A 24,731-nucleotide genomic window follows, 5' to 3' on the forward strand; every position below is an offset into this window, starting at 1 on the left:
GTCGCGCTGATTGTGAGGTCAAAACATGCAGGAAATGATCCTTGTCGGTGGAGGCGGGGCGGAATATGGCGACAAGCAGGAATTGGCGCTGGAATACGCGAACCGCCACGGATTGATTGCCGGTGCGACCGGCACGGGCAAAACCGTGACCCTGCAGATCCTGGCAGAAGGGTTCAGCAATGCTGGCGTTCCGGTGTTCCTATCGGACGTGAAGGGCGACCTTGCGGGATTGGCGCGATCCGGGAGCCCCGATTTCAAGCTGCACGAGGCGTTCCAAGAGCGCGCCGCCAAAATCAGGTTCGATGATTATCGCTACCACGCCTGTCCGGTCACGTTCTGGGACATGTTCGGTGAACAGGGGCACCCAGTGCGCACGACGCCTGCCGATATGGGGCCTTTGCTTTTATCGCGCCTGTTGGATCTTAGTGAAGCGCAGGAAGGCATCCTTAATATTGCCTTCCGTCTGGCTGACGAAGAGGGGTTGGCGCTCTTGGATCTTAAGGATCTGCAGTCGCTTCTGCTCTGGATCGGGCAGAACCGCGCGGAGCTTTCGCTGCGCTATGGCAATGTCTCGACCGCCTCTATCGGCGCGATTCAGCGCCGTTTGCTGGTCATGGAAAATCAGGGCGGAGCGCTGTTGTTCGGCGAACCAGCACTGGATCTGGCTGACCTGATGCGCCTCGATGCTGAGGGGCGCGGCATGGTCAACATTATGGCCGCAGACCGGCTGATGCAGGCGCCTAAGCTATATGCAACTTTCCTGCTCTGGCTGATGAGCGAACTGTTTGAAACCTTGCCCGAGGTCGGCGACCCGGACAAACCGAAACTGGTGTTCTTTTTTGATGAGGCACATTTGCTATTTGACGGCGCGCCCAAGGTGCTGGTGGACAAGGTCGAGCAGGTGGCACGGCTGATCCGCTCCAAGGGTGTGGGCATTTACTTCATCACGCAGCATCCGGCCGACATCCCAGAAAGCATATTGGGCCAGCTCGGCAACCGGGTTCAGCACGCCTTGCGTGCCTTTACGGCGAAGGATCGCAAAAAACTGGCGCAAGCGGCGCAGACCTATCGCGACAATCCGCGGTTTTCCACCGAGGCGGCGATCCGCGAAGTTGGCGTTGGTGAAGCGGTGACCTCGATGCTAAAGGACAAGGGGGTTCCGGGCATGGTTGAGCGCACGCTGATCCGCCCACCGTCAACGCAGCTGGGTCCGATCACGCCAGAGCAGCGCCGTGCGGTGATGCAGGCCAGTTCCATGGCCCGAAAATACGACACCTCCCTTGACCGGGATTCCGCGCATGAGATTCTGGCCGCACGTGCCATTGCTGCGGCAAAGGCAGCCGAACAAAGTGAGGGCGTTCCTGAAACGCGCGAGTACAAGGCTGGGCGCCGCTATGAGGGCAAGCGCGCGACAACAGATCGCGAAAGCTTCGGCTCGGCCATGGCCGGAATGGTGATGAAAGAATTGACTGGCACCAGCGGGCGGCGAATGGTGCGCGGCATCCTTGGCAGTCTGTTCAAGGGCCGCTGATTGCTGGGTGGTGCGGGTTCACGACACAAACGGACATGGGACCGAGGATAATGACACCGGAAGTCGCGATGCTGATATATGATGGTCTCGCGCTGATTGTCCTTGTGGTAACGTTGTTGCCGGAACTTGATGTGACCTGGTGGTGGGTGCGGGCGATGGACGTGCCACGGGTGCAGATTGCACTAGTCGCGTTCGGACTGCTGGCCATTTCCCCCCTTTTCCCGGACTGGCCCTTGCTTGGAATGATTGCTGCCGGCGCTGCGTTGCTCTGGCAGGCATGGAAGGTACATCCCTATACACCCCTTAAGGCGAAAGAGGTGCAACTGGCGCAAACCGGCGAAGACGAGGTCAAATTTCTGGCCTGGAACGTGTTGATGGAGAACTCCGACTATCAGCAGGCGCGGGATTTGATCGACAGGGAATCGCCAGATGCGATCCTGCTGATGGAAACTGATCAAAGCTGGCTCGAAGCGCTCGAGCCGGTGCTAGACCAATACGAAACGGTCGTGCGGCACCCCAAAGACAACTATTATGGCCTGATTTTTGCCACGCGTCTGCCTGTGCGCGAGGCCCGTGTGGTTTATCTGACCGAAGATGACACGCCGACATTATTTGCACATTTGGAAACGTTGGAGGGCACCGAGTTCCGCTTCGTCGGGCTGCACCCTAGACCGCCGCTACCCGGCACCAATTCTGATTTTCGCGACCGACAGATGCTTTACGCAGCACGGTTTGCACGTAAATCCACGCTGCCGATTGTCGCTATGGGCGATTACAATGCAGCCGCTTGGTCGCGGGCCTCACGTCATTTCAAACAAGTCGGCGAGTTTCTCGACCCGCGGGTCGGGCGGGGGCTCAAGGCCAGTTTTGACGCGCGTTCGCGGCTGCTGCGCTGTCCGATCGACCAGCTTTATATCACGCCGGATATTGCCGTGACCGGATTCCATCGTGGACCACATATCGGCTCGGACCATTTTCCGATGTTTGCAACCATACGGCTGGATGCCCGGCTGGCTGCCCGGCTGAATCGGGCACCGCCGCAGATGGACCATACGACCCGCGCCGCACTGGCGGCCGCGCTTGCGGACTACCATGAATGGCTGGCTGAGCGGCACGCTGAAACTGGCGTGGATGAGATGTTCCGCCCACCACCTCTGACCCGAGATAACGACGCGGGCTGAGTCTATTTTTCGGGGATCAAGCCGCGCGGACTGAAACGCAGCACCACCAGCATGACGATGCCCATGGTCAGCAGACGCATATGCGCCGTGGCTTCTAACAGATGGGATTTAAGAGCGCTGCCATCGGTCATCCCGGCGGTGATGCCTTTCATCAGCAGCGCGCCCATCGGCTCGACCTGCACCCAGAGGAACCAGACCAGCATGCCCCCCAGTACCGCACCGAAATTATTGCCCGAGCCACCGACAATCACCATCACCCAGATCAGGAAAGTATAGCGCAACGGCTGATAGGTGGTCGGCACAAGTTGCCCGTCCAGAGTCGTCATAATCGCGCCGGCGATGCCGCAGACGACCGAGCCGAGGATGAAGATCTGTAAATGTCGCCCGGTTACATCTTTGCCCATTGCCTCGGCGGCGGTTTCGTTGTCTCGGATTGCGCGCATCATCCTGCCCCAGGGGCTTTTCAGCGCCATCTGCGCCAGCCACAGCAAAACCAGCAGCACGACCAGCAGCAGGATCGAATAGTTCGCCTTGACGAACAGCGTCGAGCCCGTGACCGGGTCCAGCCCAAGGGCGGCAGCGCGCTCGACGAAGACCGGATCACGTTGCAGCATAATCTCGTAGGGGACGGGCCGGGGCAGGCCGATCACGTTCTTGACGCCGCGCGACAGCCAGTCTTCGTTTTTCATCACGGCGATGATGATCTCTGCGATGCCCAAGGTCGCGATTGCCAGATAGTCACTGCGCAATCCCAGTGCGGTCTTGCCGATTATCCAGGCCGCCCCCGCAGCCAGCAATCCACCCACGGGCCAGGCCAGCAGGATTGGCAGGCCCAGACCGCCCAGATAACCGGTTCCGGCGGGGTTGATCCGTTCGATCGCGGCCACCGCTGGATCAAATACCGCGCGATAGGCAAAGAACCCGGCGATCAGCACCGCGATCAACACCACTGCACGCAACCAGCCGGGCTGCATTCGCCTAAACAGGAAAATCGTTAACACGATGGTACCCGCCCCAAGCGCGACCGCAGCCAGGATGCCCAAGCCTCCGGCACGCCACGCCGCATGGACTGGTGGCATCGACACCAGCACCGTTGCCAGCCCACCGAGGGCGACGAAACCCATGACACCCACGTTGAACAGTCCGGCAAACCCCCATTGCAGGTTCACTCCGATCGCCATCATCGCGGAAACCAGTCCCATATTCAGGATCAGCAGCGCCGAGTTCCAGCTTTGTAGCACACCGGTCAGCAGGATCAGCACGCCGACAAGCGCAAATAGAGCGATATTTCGCATTGTCCCAGTCATACCGATTTCCCCTTGAACAGCCCCGTGGGTTTGACCAGCAGCACGATCAACAGGATCACGAAGGACACGGCGAATTTGTAATCCGTGCTCATCAACTGCACCAGACCGTCAGGCTGCCATGCTTCGGGCAGCAAATATGTCAGCACCTTTTTCCAAGCATAGGTGATGGTGACTTCGGAAAATGCGATGATGAAGCCGCCGGCAATGGCCCCAACTGGGCTGCCCAAGCCGCCGACGATGGCGCTGGCGAAGATCGGCAGCAGAAGCTGGAAATAGACGAACGGTTTGAAGGACTTATCAAGCCCGTATAGCACCCCCGCCACTGTTGCCAGCGCGGCCACGATTAGCCAGGTGATCATCACCACCCGTTCCGGATTGATCCCCGAGAGCAGCGCCAGATCCTCGTTATCGGAATAGGCGCGCATGGATTTCCCGGTGCGCGTACGGTTGAGGAACCAGAACAGCAGGGCAACCACGATAACGGCGGTGATTACTGTAATCCCTTGCGTTGATTTCAGCGCCAGTCCCTCTCTCAGGCCCGTCATTTCTCTGAATTCACGGGCGGTGATGATAAAGCGATCACCATCCGCGAAATTTTGATCGTCCGGCCCGATGATGACCCGAACAAGACCGTTCATGATGAACATGACACCCATCGATACGATGACCAAAATGACCGGTTTGGCCTTTTGTTCGCGGTAGAACCGATAGATTCCACGGTCGGTTAGCAGCACAATCGCCATGCAGCCTAAAATACCCAGTGGCAGCGCCAGCAGGGCGGTTGGCAAGGGGCCAAAAGAAATGCCCAGCGACTGGAACCACCATGTAAACAGGATCGTCGCCATAGTGCCGAACGCCATCGTGTCGCCATGTGCGAAATTCGAGAACCGCAGAATGCCGTAAATCAGCGTCACCCCTAGCGCGCCCAGTGCCAGTTGACTGCCATAAGCGATGGCCGGAACCAGAACAAAATTGGAAAGCGCGACGATGGCATTTAGAAGGTCCATGGCTCAGCCTCCCAAAAAGGATTTGCGTACTTCGGGATCGGCGAGAAGATCCTTGCCCGTGCCGGAATAGGCATTCATGCCCTGCACCAGAACATAGCCCTTATCCGCAATTTCAAGCGCCTGGCGGGCGTTCTGTTCTACCATCAAGATCGGGATGCCGGTGCGGGCGACCTCGATGATGCGGTCGAATAATTCATCCATCACGATGGGGCTGACCCCGGCAGTGGGTTCGTCCAGCATCAGCACCTTGGGCTTGGTCATCAAGGCGCGACCGACGGCGACCTGCTGGCGTTGTCCACCCGAAAGCTCACCGGCTGCCTGCCGACGTTTTTCGCGCAATATCGGAAACAGGTCGAGAATCTGCTCCATTGTCTCGCTGAAATCGTCGCGGCGGATGAAGGCACCCATTTCAAGGTTTTCTTCGACCGTCAGCGAGGTGAAGATATTGCTGGTTTGCGGCACGAAACCCATTCCCTTGACCACGCGGGCCTGCGGAGACAGCGCCGTGATGTCTTCGCCGTCGAGCCGCACTGAGCCCTCGCGCAGGTCCAGCATGCCGAACACGGCTTTCATCGCGGTGGATTTTCCGGCACCGTTCGGGCCGACGATCACCGCGATCTCGCCCTTGTCGACAGCGATGGTGCAGGCCTCCAGAATGTTGGGCCCCTTGCCGTAACCGCCGGTCATGTTCTCGCCGATCAAAAACGGCCCACCAGGGGCGGGGACCGCTTTGCCCTTGCGCATTGCGCCTTCGGCGCTGCCGGGGCCACCGGCCTTAGTGATGCTCCGGTCCTTGTTGCCACGGTCGTCCTGATAGGCATTGCCGCTCATGTATTCACCTTGTTCTTCAAGCCGGTACCCAGGTAGGCCTCGATCACTTGTTCGTTGGCCTTGATTTCGGCCAGCGTTCCTTCGGCCAGTACCCGCCCTTCGGCCATGCAGATCACCGGGTCGCACAGGCGGCCAATGAAATCCATATCGTGTTCAATCACGACAAAGGTGTATTGGCGTTCTTTGTTGAGCCGGATGATGGCGTCGGCGATGGTGTTCAGCAGCGTACGGTTCACCCCTGCACCGACCTCGTCCAGAAAAACGATACGCGCGTCGACCATCATGGTGCGGCCCAGTTCCAGCAGCTTTTTCTGACCGCCGGAAACCTGACCGGCGCGATGGTCGGCCAAATGTTCGATGGTCAAGAATTCCAGAACCTCGTCGGCCTTGGCCCGCAAAGCGCGTTCCTCGTTAGCGATACGACGGCGGCCGAACCACGTGTTCCACAGCCTTTCACCCGATTGATTGCCGGGCACCATCATCAGGTTCTCACGGCAGGTCATCGACGAGAATTCATGTGCGATCTGGAAGGTGCGCAGCAATCCCTTGTGGAACAATTCGTGCGGCGGCAGGCCGGTGATGTCCTTTCCGGCCATGGTGACGCGCCCAGCGGTTGGTTCAAGAACGCCAGCGATCACATTGAAAAGCGTCGTCTTTCCGGCGCCATTTGGTCCGATCAACCCAGTGATCGACCCCTCAGCAATTTCAAGGTTTGCGCCATCAACGGCATGAAAGCCGCCAAAATGCTTGTGCAGGTCTTTGACCTTTATCAACGGATTCTCCCCGGTGTCATCTGCAGGCGGCAGGTGCAGTATCGGTGCAGCCCAGTTTCCCGGACTGCACCGTGTGCAGGTGTACAGGCCGGTTCAGCGCACGCCGATGGTCACCAGCTTGCCGTCTTTCATTTCCATCTCGATGTAGTTTCCGGCGCTTTCGCCGGGATCGATGAATTCGACAGCCGAGGCCCCCTGATAATCTACTTCCCCGCCATCGGAGAGGATCTCCAGCGCTTTGCCCAGTTCCCCCGGCAAGATCTTTTCGCCCGGAGCGTTGGCGATATCCATGATTTTGCCTTTGTAATCGTCGGCTTTGGTCGAGCCTGCCGAATGCATCGCCAGCAACATGAGCGCCATCGCATCATAGCTTTCGGGCGCGAAAATCTCGTTCCCGTCAAAGCCGGCCTCTTCGGCAAGTTTGACAAACATGCCCAGTCCGTCGCTTTCGTTGCCGGGCTTCTGGCCAAACGATCCTTCGATTTCGTCGCCGAAATCGGATTCCAGAACTTCCGAAATCATGCCATCGGGGAAGACAAATGTCTCGAAGGCCCCGGAATCCAGCGCCGCTCGCACGATGCCCTTGCCGCCCTGATCGACGTAGCCGACCACAACCAGAGCGTCGCCACCGGCCGAGGAGAGCGACCCGATCTCGGCGGAATAATCGGCCTTGCCGTCCTCATGGGCGGTGTTGATCGTAACGGTGCCGCCTTTTTCTGCGTAGGCCTCGGCAAAGCTGTCGGCCAGACCTTTGCCGTAGTCGTTATTGGTATAGGTGATGGCCACGGTTTCAATGCCACGGTCCAAAATATTTTCGGCCATGATGACACCCTGACGCGCGTCCGAGGGCGCGGTCCGGAAAAAATAGCCATTGTCCTCGACGGTGGACAGCGCCGGCGAGGTCGCGGAGGGAGAGATCATCACGACGCCATTAGGGATCGCCACGTTTTGCAGCACGGCTCCGGTCGCACCCGAGCACATTGCGCCCATGATGCCGGCCACTCGATCCGACGTTACCAGACGTTCGGCGGCAGCGGTCGCAGCGCTGGCGTCGATACAGGTGGTGTCGGCGCGGATCGTCGTGACAGTGCTGCCATCCATGAACTTGCCGCTGTCGCTGATTTCCTTGGCGGCCAGTTCGGCACCGTTGGCCATCGGCGGACTCAGCGATTCCAGCGGGCCGGTAAAGCCAAGAGCAACGCCCATCTTGACCTCTTCGGCCGATGCAAAGCCTGCGGCCAATGCCATCGCGGCGGTGGTCGCAAGAAACAGCTTTCTCATAATCTATCTCCCCTTAGTTATAATTTTTATCCAAAATTAGACTAAGGTGCCAATTTTCAAAAGAAAAGAAAATTTCAACACGGCCGGTTTCTTACCGTTGGCCTGTGGCAAACTTGAATCTGCTTAATCTGCGGCTATCGTTACGATCACTAAGATTGGAGGCGAAATGCGGCGCCGACTGACGCTTTTGCTTGCGCTGATCCTGCCTGCAATGGGGTTGGCGGCAAGCTTTGATACCAGCACTGGCAAGATCACGATCACCACGGTGGCGGACGGATTCGATGTGCCTTGGGCGTTTGATTTTCTGCCCGGTGGCGCTGTGCTGGTGACCGAGCGCGGTGGAGCCTTGTGGCATGTGGCTGTTGAAGGATCGCGCCAGCGCCTTACTGGCACGCCGGATGTGGCGCTGGTTGGGCAGGGCGGGCTACTTGATATAACCGTTGCGCGGGATTTTGCGACCAGCCGCGAGATTTTTCTGACCTATGCGCGCCGTACGGATCAGGGAGCGGGCACAGCGTTGGCGATTGCACGACTGTCGCAGGATGGCACAAGGCTAATTGATCTGCGCCGGCTGTTTCAGGCTGAGCATATCGGGCAGGGCGGACGGCATTTCGGATCGCGGGTGGTCGAGGCTGCTGACGGGCGGCTGTTTGTCAGCTTGGGCGAACGGGGCAACCGTCCGGCGGCGCAGGATCTGGGCAACCATAATGGCACCATTGTGCGCATCAATCGCGACGGTACGGTGCCTGGCGACAATCCCTTTGTCAGGCAGGATGGCCTGCGCCCCGAAATCTGGTCCTATGGGCACCGCAACCCGCAAGGTGCGGCGCTGGACGCCAGCGGGCAGCTTTGGGCTGTCGAACATGGCGCGCGCGGTGGGGATGAGATCAACCGCATCGAGAAGGGCGCAAACTTTGGCTGGCCGGTAATTTCCTATGGACGGCACTATTCCGGCGCGAAAATCGGCGAGGGCAGCGCGAAACAGGGGATGGAACAACCCGCCTTCTATTGGGATCCTTCAATCGCGCCGTCGGGTATGACGATTTATTCTGGACATCTCTGGCCCGAATGGGCGGGGCAGTTTCTGGTGGGATCGCTGAAATTCGACATGATCAGCCGTCTAGGCGGGGAGCCCCTGCAGGAGATCGAGCGGATCGCAAGCGACCACACGATTCGCGTGCGTGACGTCGCCGAGGGTCCGGATGGCGCCATTTGGTTCCTGTCCGAAGGGCGCGGCGCGTTATACCGAATGACGCCAGAGTGAGCACGGCTGGGTATGGTTGGGCCAACCCGTCACGGTACTGGGGGATCAGCGCCGGGCTTCCTGCGTGTTCTGTGCGCCGCGCACCCTTATGGCGCGCACACCTTCCAATTGCTGATTGGTCACGGTGTAAGCGGCAGTAACACTGCGCGACCACTCGGTGCCAACAGGCGTCGGGCTTTGAGGGTAGAGCAGCCGGAAGTCAAACGTCATCACCCCGTCTTCGGAGAGCAGATCTGGATTTGTGGGGGCAAGCCGCGCCTCGAACGCGCCTTGGCGGGCGCCAATCCCGGTCGCGCGAATGATCGCTCCGCCCGGTTGCCGCTCGACCACCAGATCGCTGATGGTGGCGATCCGTTCTGACCGATCCACTTCTGGCGGCCGGCTGAGCATTCCTGAGCGTTGTGGAATCAGCGGATTTGCGGCAGTCTCTGGTGTCGTTGCAACTGATTGTCCAGCACCGAACCAGTTGCCGGGATTGAGTCGAGAGTTGCAGCCGGCCAGAAACAATGAGCCAACCAGAAGAACCGTCAAAGACTTTTTCATCGCGTCCGCCGCCGTCTGAATTGATTTCCCGACGGTTAGCGCATCTTCGCCCAGTTGAAAAGCGTCCATGCGGTCTGGACAGGCGGACAGGCGACGCATACCTGAAGGACATGACTAAGAAAGGACAAAATATGGCCACCCCCGCCTTTGAAGAAATCGTTGAGGATTTCGAGTTTCTTGAGGATTGGGAAGACCGCTATCGCCATGTGATCGATCTGGGTCGCGAGATGGACCCGATGGCTGACGCCTTGAAAGTGCCGGCCACGAAGGTTGAGGGCTGCGCGAGTCAGGTTTGGCTACATCCGGTGATTGAGGGCGGCGTCTTTCGATTTGACGGTGACAGCGACGCGATGATCGTGCGCGGTCTGATCGCGGTGTTACGCGCCCTTTATTGCGGACTGCCGGTAGCTGATGTTCCCAAGGTGGACGCGCGGCGCGAATTGGAGCGGCTGGGATTGAACGAACACCTTTCGTCACAGCGGTCAAACGGGCTGCGCGCGATGGTTGATAGGATCGGCCTGGTCGCCCGTGAACACGCCTGATTTCAGGTAACAAAGGAAAGTGAAAACCGCCTTTCTGCACGAAAGGCGGTTTGTCGGGAATCAGCGGTTCTCGATATCGACGTAATCGCGCTGGGTTTCACCGCGATACAATTGGCGCGGGCGACCGATCTTGTTCTGCGGATCGGCGGTCATTTCCTTCCACTGCGACACCCAGCCGACTGTGCGACTGACCGCAAAAATCGGCGTGAACATCGAGGTGGGGAACCCCATCGCCTCAAGAATGATCCCGGAATAAAAATCGACATTCGGAAACAGTTTCTTTTCGATGAAATAAGGATCGGCCAGCGCCTGTTTTTCAAGCTCTTTGGCAACCTGCAGCGTTGGATTGTGTTCGATCCCCAGAAGCTCCAGAACCTCGTCGGCGGATTGTTTGAGCACCTTCGCACGGGGGTCAAAGTTCTTGTAGACGCGGTGACCAAAACCCACCAAGCGGAACGGATCGTCCTTGTCCTTGGCGCGCTCGATGAATTCCGGGATACGCTCGGGCGTGCCGATTTCCTTTAGCATTTCAAGCGCGGCTTGATTGGCGCCGCCATGGGCCGGACCCCAAAGGCAAACGATGCCCGCGGCAATGCTGGCAAAGGGGTTGGCCCCCGAGGACGACGCCAGACGTACAGTGGAGGTGGAGGCGTTTTGTTCGTGATCGGCGTGCAGGGTAAAGATGCGATCCATCGCGCGGGAGAGGATCGGGTTTACGACGTATTCTTCGGTGGGAACCGCAAAGCACATGCGCAGGAAGTTTGACGCATAGTCCAATTCGTTAAGCGGATACTGGAACGGCTGGCCCACGGTGTATTTGAACGCCATCGCCGCGATCGTCGGCATTTTCGCCAACAAACGTATACAGGCGACCTCGCGCTGGCGGGGGTCGGTGACATCGGTACTGTCATGATAGAAGGCCGACATCGCACCGACCACACCGACCATAATTGCCATCGGATGTGCATCGCGACGGAACCCGCGGAAGAAATAGATGATTTGTTCGTGTACCATCGTATGACGGGTCACCAGAGCCTCGAAATCCTCCAATCTGGCGGCCGAGGGCAGTTCCCCGTAAAGTAGAAGATAGCAGACTTCGAGGAAGTGGGATTTCTCGGCCAGTTGATCGATCGGATAGCCGCGGTGCTGCAACTGGCCCTTATCGCCATCTATAAACGTGATCGTGCTGTCACAACTCGCGGTCGAGGTGAAACCGGGATCGTAGGTAAAGATACCGGCGTCGGAATAAAGCTTGCGAATATCCAACACATCGGGGCCGGCTGTCGGCGAGAGCACCGGCAATTCATAGCTCTCGCCATGCACCAAAAGCGTTGCACTCTGCTTGGGGTCAGTCATTGATGTCCCTTTCTTTTCAAACCACGGAACGGGGCATCACCTGACCCGTGCTGATAGTGCCTGCACCATAAAAAGGGGCAGACCGGTTTTGTAGATTCGACACCGTTCGTCCGGACTTCAGGCGCGATTGGCAGCGTCGTTTAGCCGATTCAGGGTTTCGTCGCGTCCAAGAACCAGCATCATATCAAACACCGAAGGTGTAACCGTCCGCCCCGCAAGCGCCGCCCGCAGGGGGGACGCCAGTTTTCCGAACTTGGTGCCACGAGCCTCGGCAATGCTGGCGAGAGCGGCCTCAAGATTGTCCCGCGACCAGCTAGCACTTTGTAATTGTGCCGTCAATTCTGACAGCATGCCATCGGGAGCTTTTGCCAGCGCTGCAAGAGCCTTTTCATCCAGTTCGATCGGGCGCTGAATCAAGGAAAAATGCCCTTTTTCAAGCAGTTCGGGGAAGCTTCGCGCCCGATCCTTGAGGCAATACATCGCCTTTTTCAGCTGGCTATGCTGCCCTGTTGTCAGGGCGGGCTGTCCTGCGGTGTCCAGATAATCGACAATTTCGCGTAGCAAATCTGCATCGGACATTGTCGCGATGTGCTGGCCACTCAGGTGATCCAATTTCTTGAAGTCGAATCGTGCCGGACTGCGGCCAATGCCATCGAAATCGAACCACTCCTGAGCCTGTTCATCGGAAAAGAACTCGTCATCGCCGTGGCTCCAGCCCAGCCGAGCAAGGTAATTGCGCATGCCAGCTGCCGGGTATCCCATTGTCTGGTATTCCTTGGTTCCGAGCGCACCGTGGCGTTTGCTCAGTTTCTTGCCGTCGGGGCCGTGGATAAGCGGGATATGTGCCCAGACCGGCACCGGCCACCCCAGCGCGTTGTAGATCATCATCTGGCGGGCAGCGTTGTTCAGGTGGTCGTCGCCCCGGATCACATGTGTGACGCCCATGTCGTGATCGTCAACCACCACCGCCAGCATGTAGACCGGGCTTCCGTCGCCGCGCAAAAGCACCATGTCGTCCAATTGGTCATTGCCGATGGTCACATCACCTTGCACGCGGTCGTTGATCACGGTCTGCCCCGTTTCGGGGGCTTTGATCCGGATCACATAGGGGGCGTCGGGATGGGTTGCGGGATCCGCATCGCGCCAAGGGCTGCGAAAGAGCGTGCTGCGTCCCTCCGTGCGGGCCTCTTCGCGAAACGCCGCGATTTCATCCTGGGTCGAAAAGCACTTATAGGCTTTGCCCTGCGCCAGAAGTTCATGGGCGACCTCTGCATGCCGCTCGGCGCGGGCGATCTGGCTGACCGGTTCACCGTCCCAGTCCAGACCCAGCCATCGCATTCCTTGCAGGATCGCCTCAGTTGCTTCGGGGGTCGAGCGCGCGCGGTCCGTATCCTCGATGCGGAGCAAGAACTTTCCCCCGCGTCCGCGCGCATAGAGCCAGTTGAACAGGGCTGTTCGCGCGCCCCCAATATGCAGAAAGCCGGTGGGCGAAGGGGCAAAACGAGTGACGACCGGATCGGACATAGGTGCGGATTTACCTTTTGGTAATGTTATCGGGATTAGGCTAGCGCCTGTCTAGCGGGGCAGGGTGCGAGGGGCAAGCATGCGCATTCTGGTGGCGGTTGATCGGATATTGCTCGGTCAGCGCGGCCATCTGTTTCCGTGGGTTCCGGTCTGTCTTGCGCTGGGAATCGGAGTGTATTTCGCGCTGACAGTCGAGCCCGATCAGGAGGTCTATGCCATGTTGGGCTTTGCGGGCGGACTCTGTGGCGCTGCGGCACTGCGTTGGCCGGGCGGCTGGTCAGCATTGGGATGGGGGGTAACGCTTGCGGCGGCCGGGTTCTGCCTGGCCGGCTGGCGAACACAGGATGTTGCCGCGCCAGTTCTGAGCTGGCGCTATTATGGTCCGGTTGAGGGGCGGGTGGTGGCGCTTGACCGTTCGGCATCGGACGCGCTGCGGGTTACCCTGGACCGGGTCCAACTGGCGCGTATGTCGCCTTCCCGTGTGCCGGGCCGTGTCCGTATTTCCCTTCACGGACCGCCCGCTACTCTGTCTCCTGGCCAGCGAATCATGACCACGGCGCATCTGTCACCGCCCCATGGGCCGGCCGAGCCGGGGGGCTTTGATTTCCGCCGCCACGCCTGGTTTCAGGGTCTCGGGGCGGTCGGGTACACCCGCGTGCCGGTGCTGACCGTCGAACCACCGCAAACCCCCACTGTGGGATTGCGCGTATTCGCCATGCGCATGGCGGCGTCCGGCAGGCTGCTGGAAGTTCTGCCGGGAGATCCCGGCGGGTTTGCCGCCGCCGTTACCACGGGCGACCGTCACGCCATCGGACAGGATGCGCTGAAGGCTTTGCGCGCCAGCAATCTGGCCCATCTGCTGGCAATCTCTGGGCTGCACATGGGGTTGTTGACCGGATTCGTTTTTACCGTCTTACGGATGGGAATTGCGCTGATCCCGGCATTGGCGCTGCGTCTGCCGGTCAAGAAAATCGCTGCCGTCGGAGCCTTGATCGCGGCGGCGGGGTATTTCGCGTTGTCGGGCGGCAATGTGGCCACCGAACGAGCCTTTGTCATGGTCGCAGTGGCACTGTGTGCGATTTTGGTGGATCGACGGGCGATTTCTTTGCGGGTGGTGGCGATTGCGGCATTGATCGTACTGACACTTCGCCCCGAGGCGCTGCTTGGCCCCGGTTTTCAGATGTCATTTGCGGCGACAACCGGGCTGGTCGCCGTTTTTATGTGGCTGCGCGATGTGGATCTTCCGCGCGCTCCGAATTGGGCCAGGCCGGCGCTCGGGGTGATGATTTCATCTGCTGTTGCCGGCTTGGCAACAGCGCCGGTTGGAGCCGCCCATTTCAACACGGTTTCACATTTTGGCCTGCTGGCCAATCTGCTCTCGGTTCCCATCATGGGGGGGCTTGTGATCCCGGCTGCGGTGCTCGCGGCGGTGCTTGCCCCAATCGGCGCCGAGGTGATCGGCCTGACCCTGATGGGGTGGGGGCTGAGCTGGATCCTAGGCGTGGCCTATTGGGTTGCCGGGCTGGAAGGCGCGCAAGGGTATGTCCCCAGCCCCCCCGGCGTGGTGTTGCCATTGCTGGCACTGGGCTTGCTCTGGCTGATATTGTGGCAGGGACGGCTGCGGCTGGCCGGATTGATACCAGCCGCGGCCGCATTTTATTTCTGGGCTGGGGCCGAGCGTCCGGCGATTTTGATCGCTGATACGGGCGGACTTGTCGGCGTGATGACCCATGAAGGCCGCGCGCTCAGCAAACCGCGCGGTGCCGGATTTATCGCAAAGAACTGGCTGGAAAATGATGGCGACGGAGCTGGACAGGCCGTTGCAGCAGCGCGCTGGCCGGGAGAGCCGGGTGCCGTGCAACGCCTTGAAGTTGGACCTTCGAAGATCGTCCATGTAATCGGAAAACGCGGTGTCGCCGTGTTCGATGGTTGCCGCGAGCCGATGCTGGTCGTTGCCTCGGTGCCGATGAAGCCCTTTGCGAACTGTGATTTATATGATCCGGCGCGTCTGCGCGCCACCGGTAGCGTCGCAATTACCCAGCACGGGCAAACCTACTCGGCAACCGCCCTCACCGGATGGCGTCCATGGAGCGCGCCTTCAGGCGGGCGGCGTCAATAGCTGCGAATCAGCCCGACCAGACGGCCCTGAATACGTACCTTATCCTCTGCGTAGACGCGGGTTTCATAGTCCGGATTGGCGGCCTCGAGCGCAATGGCGTTGCCCCGACGCATAAAGCGTTTCAGGGTTGCCTCTTCCTCATCAACAAGGGCGACGACAATGTCCCCATTATCGGCCGTCGCTGTTTCGCGGATCACTACCACGTCGCCATCGTTGATGCCGACATCAATCATTGAGTCGCCCTTTACCTCTAACGCGAAATGATTGCCGCTGGCCGACAGCATCGACCCTGGTACCGCCACATTATGCGAGATTTCGCTGATCGCCTCGATTGGAACACCGGCGGCGATGCGCCCCATCATGGGCAGTTCCACAGCATTAATTGTCACAGGTTCAATATTGGCTGCTTGCGAATTCTCGTTGCGATTCCCTTCAATCACGCGAGGGGCGAAGCCGGTTGCTGCCGGTCGGCCAAGCGCCTCCGGCAGGCGTAAAATTTCAATCGCGCGGGCACGATGGGCAAGACGGCGGATGAAGCCACGTTCTTCAAGGGCGGTGATCAAGCGATGGATCCCGGATTTGCTGCGTAAATTCAGCGCCAGTTTCATTTCATCGAAACTGGGAGACACCCCTTCGCTTTGGACACGCTCGTGAATGAATGTCAGTAGCTCCAACTGCTTCTTGGTCAACATGCTAACACGCCCTTGGCCATGATTTCAGTTTGTTCTACACCTGTTCACGCTTTGTGTCAATCGTGTTTCCGGCTAGTCAGATTGGCAGATAAGACAAACTGTCTCCGGCCTTGCGAGCTGGGTCATGGGGCGGACGCACCAAAAGCGCGTTGGCCTGCGACAATACCGTCAAAAGCGAACTGTCTTGATTGTCGAACACCGTTACCGCGCCATCACGGACGATTGCGCGCATGTAATGTTCGCGCCCGCCATTGGCTTTGATATCCTCGGCCAGCATCGCCTTCTTTGATGGCGCTGATTTGTGTTCAAGCCCCAGCAATGTCCGCACCATCGGCGCAAGGAACACATGGCCGCAAACCATTGCCGAAACCGGATTGCCCGGCAGGCCGATCATTGCAGCATCGCCCAGCTGCCCGGCCATCAGCGGTTTGCCGGGACGCATTGCGACTTTGTAAAAGGACTGTTGCAAACCGATCTGCTTGGCGGCCGTGGCCACCAGATCGTGATCGCCCACGGAAGCCCCGCCGATAGTGACAATCAGATCAGCGTCAGCCGCCAATTCAAACGCCGTGTGTAGCGAGGCCATCGTATCGCGGGCAATCGGCAGCAGGCGGGGCAAGGCACCCAAATCGCGCAGCATGGCGTGCAGCCCGAAACTGTTCGAGGCGATAATCTGATCCGGGCCAGGTTCCTCGCCGGGCATCACCAGTTCGTCACCGGTCGACAGAATTGCCACGACCGGCTGGCGCGTCACCGGCACTTGGGCAATGTTCATCGACGCCAGCAGCGCCACATCGGCAGGGGTCAGCCGCCGCGGTGCCGACATTACAGTCCCGGCGGTAAAATCGCCACCAGCCGGGCGGATATTGGCCTTGCTTCCGGGGTCTCCGGTGATCGTAATGACGTCGGAGCGTCGGCTTGCATCCTCTTGTAACAAAACGAAGTTCGCGCCTTCCGGGATCGGCGCGCCAGTGAATATCCGCACCGCCTGGCCGGCACCGACCTGTCCCTCGAATCGATGACCTGCAGCAGCCTCGCCAATCACCTTGAACATGGCATCGCGCTCGACCTCTTCGGCCTTGAGCGCATAGCCATCCATCGACGAGGCGGCAAAGGGTGGTTGATCGCGGCCCGCCCGAACATCGCGCGCCAGAACACGCCCCGAAGCAGAGATGAGTGGAACCTCTTCCACCGGGAGCGGCGCAACCAGATCAAACAAATGTGCAAGTGCCTGCGAGACAGTGATCATGTCGTTTCGTAACGTCCTGATTTTCCGCCTTCTTTAAGAACAACACGGATACCGCCGATCTGCATGTTCTGGTCCACGGCCTTGACCATGTCATAAACTGTCAGCGCCGCAGTCGATACGGCGGTCAATGCCTCCATCTCGACCCCGGTCGGCCCGGTGGTGCGTACCGTCGCCTCGATCTGAACGCCCGGCAGATCCGCGTCCAGCGTCAGGTCCACCGCCACTTTGCTGAGCGCGAGCGGATGACATAACGGGATCAGGTCGGCAGTCTTCTTTGCCCCCATGATCCCGGCCAGCCGCGCGACGGCGAGAACGTCGCCCTTCTTGGCGCGGCCTTCTTTAATGGTTTCAAAACTTTCGCGTGTCATGCTGATGTGGCCGCGAGCAATCGCCACCCGCGAGGTCGCCGGCTTTTCGCTCACATCCACCATATGCGCGTTGCCTTGGGAATCGAAGTGCGTCAGCGCCATCACATGCCTCCCGCGGTCAGCGGATTGGCCAGCAATTCGCGAGTGGCCTGAGCCACGTCTTCCTGCCGCATCAGGCTTTCGCCGATCAGGAAATTGCGGATGCCATAGCGCGCCAGTTCGGCCAGATCCTCGGACGTGGACAATCCGCTTTCGGAAATGATCTTGCGATCGGCCGGAACCAGCTTGCTCAGTCGCCGGGTAACGTCGAGGGTGGTTTCAAAGCTGTGCAGATCGCGGTTATTGATCCCGATCAGCGGGCTGGTAAGCAACTCGGCGCGTCGCAACTCGTCTTCGTTATGCACTTCGATCAGGGCATCCATGCCCCATTCCTTGGCGGTATCTTCCAGTTCCTTGGCCTGTGCGTCGCTGACACTGGCCATGATGATCAGGATGCAATCGGCACCAAGGGCGCGGGCCTCGACCACCTGATAGGGGTCATACATGAAATCCTTGCGCAGAACCGGTAGGTCGCAGGCGGCGCGGGCCTCGCTTAGATAGTCTTTTGCGCCCTGAAAGCTCGGCGTATCGGTCAGCACCGACAGGCAGGCCGCGCCACCCTCGGCATAGGCAGCTGCCAGCGCGGATGGATTGAAATCGGGACGGATCAGGCCCTTGGAAGGGCTGGCTTTCTTGATCTCGGCGATCAGACCATAGCCTAGGCGGCTTTTCTCTTGCAGGGCCTCGGCAAAAGAGCGGACCGGCGCCGCGGCGCGTGCTTGGTCTTCAATGTCAGCCAGCGGACGCGCAGCCGCGTCGGCGGCGATTTCTTCAAGCTTATAGGCCTTGATGCGGTCCAGAACGGTTTCGGTCATGTCACCTCCTGTGTGATGCGGGCCAGCGCCGTGATCTTGTCACGCGCTGCGCCGCTGTCGATACTGTGCGCCGCGCGCGCCACGCCGTCACGCAGGTCGCTGGACATGCCAGCCACCACCAGCGCTGCGGCGGCATTAAGCAGCACCGCGTCGCGATAAGCTGAGGACGTGCCCGCCAGCAATGCGCACAAGGCGCGTGCATTGTCTTCGGGCGAGCCGCCAATGATGTCGTCAAAAGGGTGCACCGGCAGGCCAGCGTCCTCAGGGTGCAGTTCGGTTTCGCTGATTTTACCGTTTTCCAGCACCGCGAGCCAACTGACCCCGGTGATCGTCAATTCATCGGTGCCGTCGCTGCCATGCACGAGCCACGCACATTCGCTGCCAAGTTTGGCCAGCGTCTCGGCCATCGGGCGCACCAGATCCCTTGTAAAGGTGCCCGTCAACTGGCGCGCGACGCCAGCCGGATTGGTCAATGGACCAAGAATGTTAAAAATTGTGCGTGTTCCGAGCTCGGTCCGCACTGGCCCGACATTGGCCATCGCCGGATGGTGCATCGGTGCCATCATGAACCCGATCCCAATCTCACGGAGGGATTTTTCAACGGTTTCGGGACCAACCATCACGTTGATCCCCATCTCGGTCAACGCGTCGGCGGCGCCGGATTTTGAACTGAGGTTGCGGTTGCCATGTTTGGCTACCGGCACCCCGGCACCGGCCACGACAAAGGCCGTGGCGGTCGAGATATTCAACGTACCCTTGCCATCGCCGCCGGTCCCGACAATGTCGATCGCCCCCGCTGGTGCAGTGACTTTGTGGCATTTGGCGCGCATCACCGCAGCGGCGGCGGCGTATTCATCGACGGTTTCGCCCCGTGTGCGCATTGCCATCAGCAATCCACCGATCTGGCTGGGCGTCGCCTCGCCATCGAACAAGATGGTAAAGGCCGTTTCGGCTTCCTCACGGGTCAGCGGACGCTCGGCAGCAGCACCGATTAGCGGTTTCAGCGCTTCGCTCATGCGGGAACTTTCATCTCGTTCAAGAAATTGCGCAAAAGGTCATGGCCATGATCAGAGGCGATGGATTCGGGGTGAAACTGCACCCCGTGAATTGGCAGTTCGCGGTGTTGCAGACCCATGATCGTGCCATCTTCAAGCTCGGCGGTGATCGACAGGCAGTCGGGCAGGCTGTCGCGTTCCACAACCAGCGAGTGATACCGGGTGGCGGCAAAGGGCGAGGGCAGGCCGGCAAACACCCCGCTGCCGGTGTGGTGGATCTGCCCCATCTTGCCGTGGACAATCTCGTGACAGCGCACGACGCGCCCGCCAAAGGCTTGGCCAATCGTCTGATGGCCGAGGCAAACACCCAAAAGCGGCACGTGATGCTGGGCGGCGGCCTGCGTCAGCTCCAGACACAATCCGGCACGGTCGGGATCACAGGGGCCAGGTGACAACACGATGCCCGCCGGACGCATCGCCAGAGCCTCGGACACATCCAAGGCGTCATTGCGCCGGATGGCCACATCTGCACCCAGTTCACCAAGGTAATGTACCAGATTGTATGTAAAGGAATCGTAGTTGTCGATCAGCAGAAGCATCTTGAATTGGCTCTTTAGGGATGGAGGCGCAGTGCCTGCAGTATAGCGATTGTTTCCTACTTGTTCAGGCTTGCGTGGCATCGTCAAGGGCAGGAACATAGATCGACGCCGAACAAAAAGAAACCGGAACGATAGACAAGGGGCAGTGATGCGTGGATCCATAGCAGGGTCGATCTCGGGTCTGGTTTTGGTCGCAATGGGCCCGTTGACGCTGGCGCTGCTATTTCCGGTGCAGCCGCATTTGGATGGTTAAGAACGCCCCCTCAATGCTCCGCCACTGGATGCTGCACACCGTGATTCGGCGCAAGCGCAGTCAACTGCGGCTTCTATCCGGCAAACCGTAGCCGATACAGGGGATAGACCCCGTGCGGCAATCGACGGACTGAGCGCGCCGGAAGCCGAGCCGCGCTGGTGCTTTCAGCTGCCGCGCCGGCTTACAAACCGCGCCGCATCCGCAGCAGCGCGCCGGATGGCGTTGGACTTATGCACGGTTTCTTCCCATTCTGCCTTGGGATCGCTGTCATAGACCACACCGCCGCCGGCCTGAATGTAGAGCGTGTGATCCTTGATCAAGGCGGTGCGCAGGGCGATGCACATGTCCATATCGCCACCCGCACTGAAATAACCGACACCGCCGCCATAGACGCCGCGCTTTTCGGGTTCCAGTTCGTCGATGATCTCCATAGCACGCACCTTGGGCGCACCAGAGACCGTGCCCGCGGGCATGCCGGAAAAGAAGGCATCCAGCGCGTCCTTGTCTTCGGCCAGTTCGCCCACGACATTGCTAACAATATGCATCACGTGGCTATAGCGTTCGATGATGAACTCTTCGGTCGGGTGCACGGTGCCAACTTTGCTCACACGCGCACAATCGTTGCGGCCCAGATCCAGCAACATCAGATGTTCCGCACGTTCTTTTTCATCGGCCAGCAAATCCGCTTCCAGCGCGCGGTCCTCGTCGGGGGTTGCTCCGCGCGGGCGGGTGCCGGCGATGGGCCGGATTGTTACCTCGTTACCGAACACACGCACCAGAATTTCGGGACTCGCTCCAATCACCTGAAAATTGCCAAAATTGAAATAGAACATGAATGGCGACGGGTTGGTCCGCCGCAAACTGCGATAAAGAGAGAAGGGCGGCAGGTGGAATTCTTGCGCCCAGCGTTGCGCCGGAACCACCTGAAAAATATCGCCCGAGCGTATGTAATCTTTGGCCTTTTCGACGGCCTGCATATAGCCTGCCTTAGTGAAATTGGACACCGGCGGTGCGATATCGCTGGCTTCGCCCAGATCACGGGTGTCTGCAGGCAAAGTGCGATCGAGATCGCGCACCGCATCCATTACCCGCTCGGCAGCCTGCGCATATGCGGCGCGGGCACCTTGTCCGTCATCGGCCCAAACTGGCGAAACCACCGTGACCTCGCCCTTGACCCCATCGAGCACGGCAACGACCGAGGGGCGCAACATCACCGCGTCGGGCAGGGACAATGGATCAGGATTGACGTCGGGCAAGTGTTCGACATGGCGCACCATATCATAGCCCAGATAGCCAAACAGCCCGGCTGCCGCCTGTGGCAGATCGTCGGGCAATGCAATGCGGGATTCCGCGATCAATGCGCGCAGATTGTCAAGCGGTTGCCCTTCTTGCGTGACGAAGGCGGCAGGGTCGAACCGGGCCGAGCGGTTCAGCGAGGATGTCGCGCCCTCGCTGCGCCAGATCAGATCGGGTTTCATGCCGATGATCGAATAGCGCCCGCGCACCTCGCCACCGGTGACCGATTCCAGCATGAAGGCATATTTTTGGGCATCGGTCAGTTTCAACATCAGTGATACAGGCGTGTCCAGATCGGCGGCCAGCCGGGTATGGACAACCTGGTTTTCGCCGGCCTCGTAAGCCCGTGCAAAACTGTCAAAATCGGGGGTCAGGACCATGGTTCGCCTTATTGGAAACTGGATTGCACGGCAGTCAGCGCGCGCTGATCTACTTGCGGCTTGGCGCGTATCTGAACGTCCATTGCATAGGCTTCGAACAAGGCGCTGGCCAGCGCCTGGTCAAGCTCCTGGTTCAGGGCGCGGCGCAGTTCAGCCAGTTCAGCGTTTTCTGCCGGCGGCAGGGTCGCATCAAGTTGCACCACAGCAACCGTCGCGTCATCCGAGACTACGCGCATTTCCCCGGGCTCCATTTCGAACACCTGCTGCATAAATCCATTGGGCGCATCGTTCAGATAGGTGTTACGGGTCAGACCGGTCTCTGCGGTGACTTCAAGGACGCTGGCACCAAGGCTTTGCCCATCGTCCAGAGCAGCGATCACCTCGTCGCCGCGGGCAGTCAAGGCCTCGATCCGCAATTGCGCGTTCAAAGTATCAACCACACGGTCACGCGCGGTCTCGAAGGGCTCGGGCCGGGAGGGCAGAACCTCATCCACGCGCAGGGCGAAGATGCTGCCATCCTCGAAAAAGCCGATCTCGGGGAAATCATCAGGTGTGGCAGCAGAAGCAACCTCGCGGAAATCCTCGTAGGCGGCAATGCCATCGGCACTGTCCTCGGACCATTCGATCTGACCGATTTCCATATCGGTTTCGCGGGCCAGATCCTCGAGCGTGGCACCAGCGGCCAGCATGTCATCGATCTCCTGCGCGCGGGTTTCGATCAGCCGGCGGGCACGGGCGGCGGCCAGTTCCTTGCGCAGCTCCGGCTCGGCGTCTTCGAAGGAAGTCTCGCGCGCCTCAAGAATACCGTTCACCCGGAACAGCGCCGGCCCCAGCGCGGAGGGCAACGGGCCGACCACGTCGCCGATACCGGCGTCAAAGATCGCGGCGCTGGCTTCGCCCAGTTCGTCGCGCCTTACGTCGCCCAGATCAATGTCATGCAGTTCCAGCCCGCGATCATGGGTCAACGCTTCGAAAGTGGTGCCTCCGGCCCCTAGTTGCGCTTTGGCATTGCTTGCGGCGGCGTCATCGGGAAACACGAGCCGCTCGACAAGGCGGCGTTCTGGCTGGCTGTATTCTGCGGAGCGCTGCTCATAAAGTTCGCGCAGTCCGGTTTCGTCCAGTTTCACTTCGTCCAGCAGCATCCGGGGGCTGAGATGGGTATATGTCAGGCGTTTGCTCTCGGGGAGTGTGAAGTCTCCCTGATGGGTCTCATAAAACGCCTTGAGCTCGTCCTCAGTGGGGATCGGGAGGGGGTCGATGAGATCGCGGTCGGACAGGGGCGCCCAGGTGAAGCTGCGGCGCGCCGCAAGAAACTCTGTCAGTGTATCGGCCAGAATGTCGGGCATCTCGACGCCGCCGACAATCGCGGTTTGGAGCAAGGTCCGAGCGCTTTCTGCGCGCAGATCGCTCTCGAAAACAGATTCATTCAGCCCGGCCTGTTCCAGCGCGAAACGATATGCTTCGCGATCAAATTTTCCGTCAACGCCCTGAAACGCCGCGATCTGGATAATTTCGCGGTGCAGATTGGCATCACCGATCGACAGCCCCATCAACTCGGCTTCGTTATCCAGCGCGGCCAAGGCGACCAGACGCGACAGAACCTGCCGGTTAAGACCCATTGCTTCGACTTGGCTCATCGGCAGGGCTTGACCAGTCTGGGCTTCGATGGCGCGGATTTCGCGCTGCAGCTCGCGGGCATATTGATCGACGCTGACGGTGTGGTCGCCGACGGTGGCCACCGTGCGCACCGATCCCGATAGATTGGTCGCGCCAAAGCCAGCCAAGCCAACGATCAGCAGACCAAGAATGATCCAGACAAAGGTCTTGGATAGCGATTTGATGCGAAAGGCCATGATGCTCCCTTGCTGGCGAAAATTTGCCGGTCTTTTTGCTGGGTGTTGTCTACGCTGCGCACGCGAGGGGGGCAAGATCGGATGGCAGTGGATTGGAGCGGGTGGAGCAAACGTGCAGGTCGTTTGCTCTCATCGGTGCTCGCGATAGGGCTCAACATATTGCAGGGCCATGTCCCAAGGGAAGAAAATCCAAGTATCTTGGCTAACCTCGGTGATAAAGGTGTCGACCTGCGCGCGTCCTTTGGGTTTGGCATAGACGGTGGCGAAATGCGCATTTGGATACATGCTGCGTACCAGTTCCAGCGTCTTGCCGCTGTCAACCAGATCGTCAACGATCAAAATGCCGGTGCCATCGCCCATCAGTTTGGCATCGGGGGCTTTCAAGACCTGGGTTTCAGCCTGTACCTGATAGTCATAGGATTTCACGCTGATCGTATCGACGGTTCGGATATCCAGTTCGCGTGCGACGATCATTGCCGGTGCCATGCCGCCGCGCGTTATCGCGACCACGGCCCGCCAGCCGCCGTTCTCCGGCCCGTGGCCATCCAAGCGCCAGGCCAGCGCGCGGGAATCGCGGTGGATCTGGTCCCAGCTGATATGAAATCCCTTTTCATGTGGTAGGCGGTCGGTCATCGCGCGCTCCAGTTTTGTGGCGATTTGTAAAGCAGAGCTCACCTGAAGGGAAGTCGCAGATCCACATCCATGGGCTACTATCGCCAGGAATCAGCGTTCTTTGCTATTCAGGTGGCACGGGGCCGTGGGCCGCGCCCGCGCGCCCCGCTGGCGTGGTCAATCCGCGCAAGCAGTCATCGCTGAGCGCTGGCGCGCGACCTTGTAAGGCTAGGGCGCGAACCCGGCGCCACCCAGACCTTG

Annotated in this window: 22 protein-coding genes; 5 read left to right on the plus strand and 17 right to left on the minus strand. The window is 59.7% G+C overall.

Translation table 11 applies throughout. The features are described 5' to 3' along the window. Positions 1-25 precede the first annotated feature (25 nt). Entirely contained in the window at positions 26-1,531 is a 1,506-nt protein-coding gene (locus tag JAO82_RS04160; protein WP_198685085.1) for a helicase HerA-like domain-containing protein, read from the plus strand. A gap of 50 nt (positions 1,532-1,581) precedes the next feature. Beyond that, positions 1,582-2,712: an endonuclease/exonuclease/phosphatase family protein gene (locus tag JAO82_RS04165; protein ID WP_198685086.1), complete on the plus strand. Its 1,131-nt coding sequence runs from the start codon at positions 1,582-1,584 to the stop codon at positions 2,710-2,712. A 2-nt stretch (positions 2,713-2,714) separates the two neighbouring features. Here JAO82_RS04165 and JAO82_RS04170 read toward each other — a convergent pair whose 3' ends face one another. The 5 genes from JAO82_RS04170 to JAO82_RS04190 form a co-directional block, all read right to left on the minus strand. Then, entirely contained in the window at positions 2,715-4,019 is a 1,305-nt protein-coding gene (locus tag JAO82_RS04170; RefSeq protein ID WP_198685087.1) for a branched-chain amino acid ABC transporter permease, read from the minus strand. Then, on the minus strand, positions 4,016-5,026 hold the full coding sequence (locus JAO82_RS04175) for a branched-chain amino acid ABC transporter permease (protein ID WP_198685088.1): 1,011 nt from the start codon (positions 5,024-5,026) through the stop codon (positions 4,016-4,018). The genes JAO82_RS04170 and JAO82_RS04175 overlap by 4 nt, the downstream gene beginning before the upstream one ends. 3 nt (positions 5,027-5,029) lie before the next feature. After that, positions 5,030-5,857 carry an ABC transporter ATP-binding protein gene (locus JAO82_RS04180; protein ID WP_198685089.1) on the minus strand — a complete coding sequence of 276 codons (828 nt, stop codon included), beginning with the start codon at positions 5,855-5,857 and terminating at the stop codon, positions 5,030-5,032. Then, a complete protein-coding gene (locus JAO82_RS04185; RefSeq protein WP_198685090.1) occupies positions 5,854-6,630 on the minus strand; it encodes an ABC transporter ATP-binding protein in 777 nt (258 codons plus the stop codon). Before JAO82_RS04185 ends, JAO82_RS04180 begins: the two co-directional genes overlap by 4 nt. Positions 6,631-6,723: 93 nt before the next feature. Continuing rightward, positions 6,724-7,911, minus strand: a complete 1,188-nt coding sequence (locus JAO82_RS04190; RefSeq protein ID WP_198685091.1) for an ABC transporter substrate-binding protein — start codon at positions 7,909-7,911, stop codon at positions 6,724-6,726. Positions 7,912-8,077: 166 nt separating this feature from the next. Between JAO82_RS04190 and JAO82_RS04195 the strand changes: the two genes are divergently transcribed. Continuing rightward, positions 8,078-9,175, plus strand: coding sequence for a PQQ-dependent sugar dehydrogenase (locus JAO82_RS04195; protein WP_198685092.1), 1,098 nt, complete (start codon positions 8,078-8,080; stop codon positions 9,173-9,175). Positions 9,176-9,220: 45 nt separating this feature from the next. Here the strand turns inward: JAO82_RS04195 and JAO82_RS04200 are convergent, their stop codons facing one another. Next, positions 9,221-9,787: a hypothetical protein gene (locus JAO82_RS04200; RefSeq protein WP_198685093.1), complete on the minus strand. Its 567-nt coding sequence runs from the start codon at positions 9,785-9,787 to the stop codon at positions 9,221-9,223. 62 nt (positions 9,788-9,849) lie between these two features. Here JAO82_RS04200 and JAO82_RS04205 point away from each other — a divergent pair, with 62 nt between their 5' ends. Then, entirely contained in the window at positions 9,850-10,260 is a 411-nt protein-coding gene (locus JAO82_RS04205) for a SufE family protein (RefSeq protein ID WP_198685230.1), read from the plus strand. Positions 10,261-10,320: 60 nt separating this feature from the next. On the opposite strand, the gene gltA is transcribed toward JAO82_RS04205, so the two are convergent. Next, positions 10,321-11,616 carry a citrate synthase gene (gltA, locus tag JAO82_RS04210; protein WP_198685094.1) on the minus strand — a complete coding sequence of 432 codons (1,296 nt, stop codon included), beginning with the start codon at positions 11,614-11,616 and terminating at the stop codon, positions 10,321-10,323. 117 nt (positions 11,617-11,733) lie between these two features. Beyond that, positions 11,734-13,140: a glutamate--tRNA ligase gene (gene gltX / locus JAO82_RS04215; protein WP_198685095.1), complete on the minus strand. Its 1,407-nt coding sequence runs from the start codon at positions 13,138-13,140 to the stop codon at positions 11,734-11,736. Positions 13,141-13,219: 79 nt separating this feature from the next. Between gltX and JAO82_RS04220 the strand changes: the two genes are divergently transcribed. Then, positions 13,220-15,259, plus strand: a complete 2,040-nt coding sequence (locus tag JAO82_RS04220; protein WP_198685096.1) for a ComEC/Rec2 family competence protein — start codon at positions 13,220-13,222, stop codon at positions 15,257-15,259. Here the strand turns inward: JAO82_RS04220 and lexA are convergent. From lexA to gpt, 9 genes are all read right to left on the minus strand, one after another. Further along, positions 15,253-15,951 (minus strand): transcriptional repressor LexA, encoded by a 699-nt coding sequence (lexA, locus tag JAO82_RS04225; protein ID WP_198685097.1) that lies wholly within the window; start codon positions 15,949-15,951, stop codon positions 15,253-15,255. The genes JAO82_RS04220 and lexA overlap by 7 nt on opposite strands. A gap of 76 nt (positions 15,952-16,027) precedes the next feature. Further along, positions 16,028-17,200 (minus strand): molybdopterin molybdotransferase MoeA, encoded by a 1,173-nt coding sequence (locus JAO82_RS04230; RefSeq protein WP_198685098.1) that lies wholly within the window; start codon positions 17,198-17,200, stop codon positions 16,028-16,030. Beyond that, a complete protein-coding gene (gene moaC, locus JAO82_RS04235) occupies positions 17,197-17,670 on the minus strand; it encodes a cyclic pyranopterin monophosphate synthase MoaC (protein WP_198685099.1) in 474 nt (157 codons plus the stop codon). The genes JAO82_RS04230 and moaC overlap by 4 nt, the downstream gene beginning before the upstream one ends. Then, complete coding sequence (gene trpC, locus JAO82_RS04240) at positions 17,670-18,482, minus strand: indole-3-glycerol phosphate synthase TrpC (RefSeq protein WP_198685100.1); 813 nt, start codon at positions 18,480-18,482, stop codon at positions 17,670-17,672. The genes moaC and trpC overlap by 1 nt, the downstream gene beginning before the upstream one ends. Next, a complete protein-coding gene (gene trpD, locus JAO82_RS04245; RefSeq protein WP_198685101.1) occupies positions 18,479-19,498 on the minus strand; it encodes an anthranilate phosphoribosyltransferase in 1,020 nt (339 codons plus the stop codon). Before trpD ends, trpC begins: the two co-directional genes overlap by 4 nt. Beyond that, entirely contained in the window at positions 19,495-20,076 is a 582-nt protein-coding gene (locus tag JAO82_RS04250; RefSeq protein WP_198685102.1) for an anthranilate synthase component II, read from the minus strand. Before JAO82_RS04250 ends, trpD begins: the two co-directional genes overlap by 4 nt. A 417-nt stretch (positions 20,077-20,493) precedes the next feature. Beyond that, entirely contained in the window at positions 20,494-22,005 is a 1,512-nt protein-coding gene (gene trpE / locus JAO82_RS04255) for an anthranilate synthase component I (protein WP_198685103.1), read from the minus strand. A gap of 8 nt (positions 22,006-22,013) precedes the next feature. Continuing rightward, complete coding sequence (locus JAO82_RS04260; protein ID WP_198685104.1) at positions 22,014-23,858, minus strand: peptidyl-prolyl cis-trans isomerase; 1,845 nt, start codon at positions 23,856-23,858, stop codon at positions 22,014-22,016. A gap of 129 nt (positions 23,859-23,987) precedes the next feature. After that, the gene (gene gpt / locus JAO82_RS04265; RefSeq protein WP_198685105.1) at positions 23,988-24,491 is read right to left on the minus strand and encodes a xanthine phosphoribosyltransferase; all 504 of its coding nucleotides are present in this window, start codon (positions 24,489-24,491) and stop codon (positions 23,988-23,990) included. Positions 24,492-24,731: the final 240 nt, after the last annotated feature.

The organism is Pontibaca salina (genome assembly GCF_016307205.1).
Lineage (GTDB): Bacteria > Pseudomonadota > Alphaproteobacteria > Rhodobacterales > Rhodobacteraceae > Pontibaca > Pontibaca salina.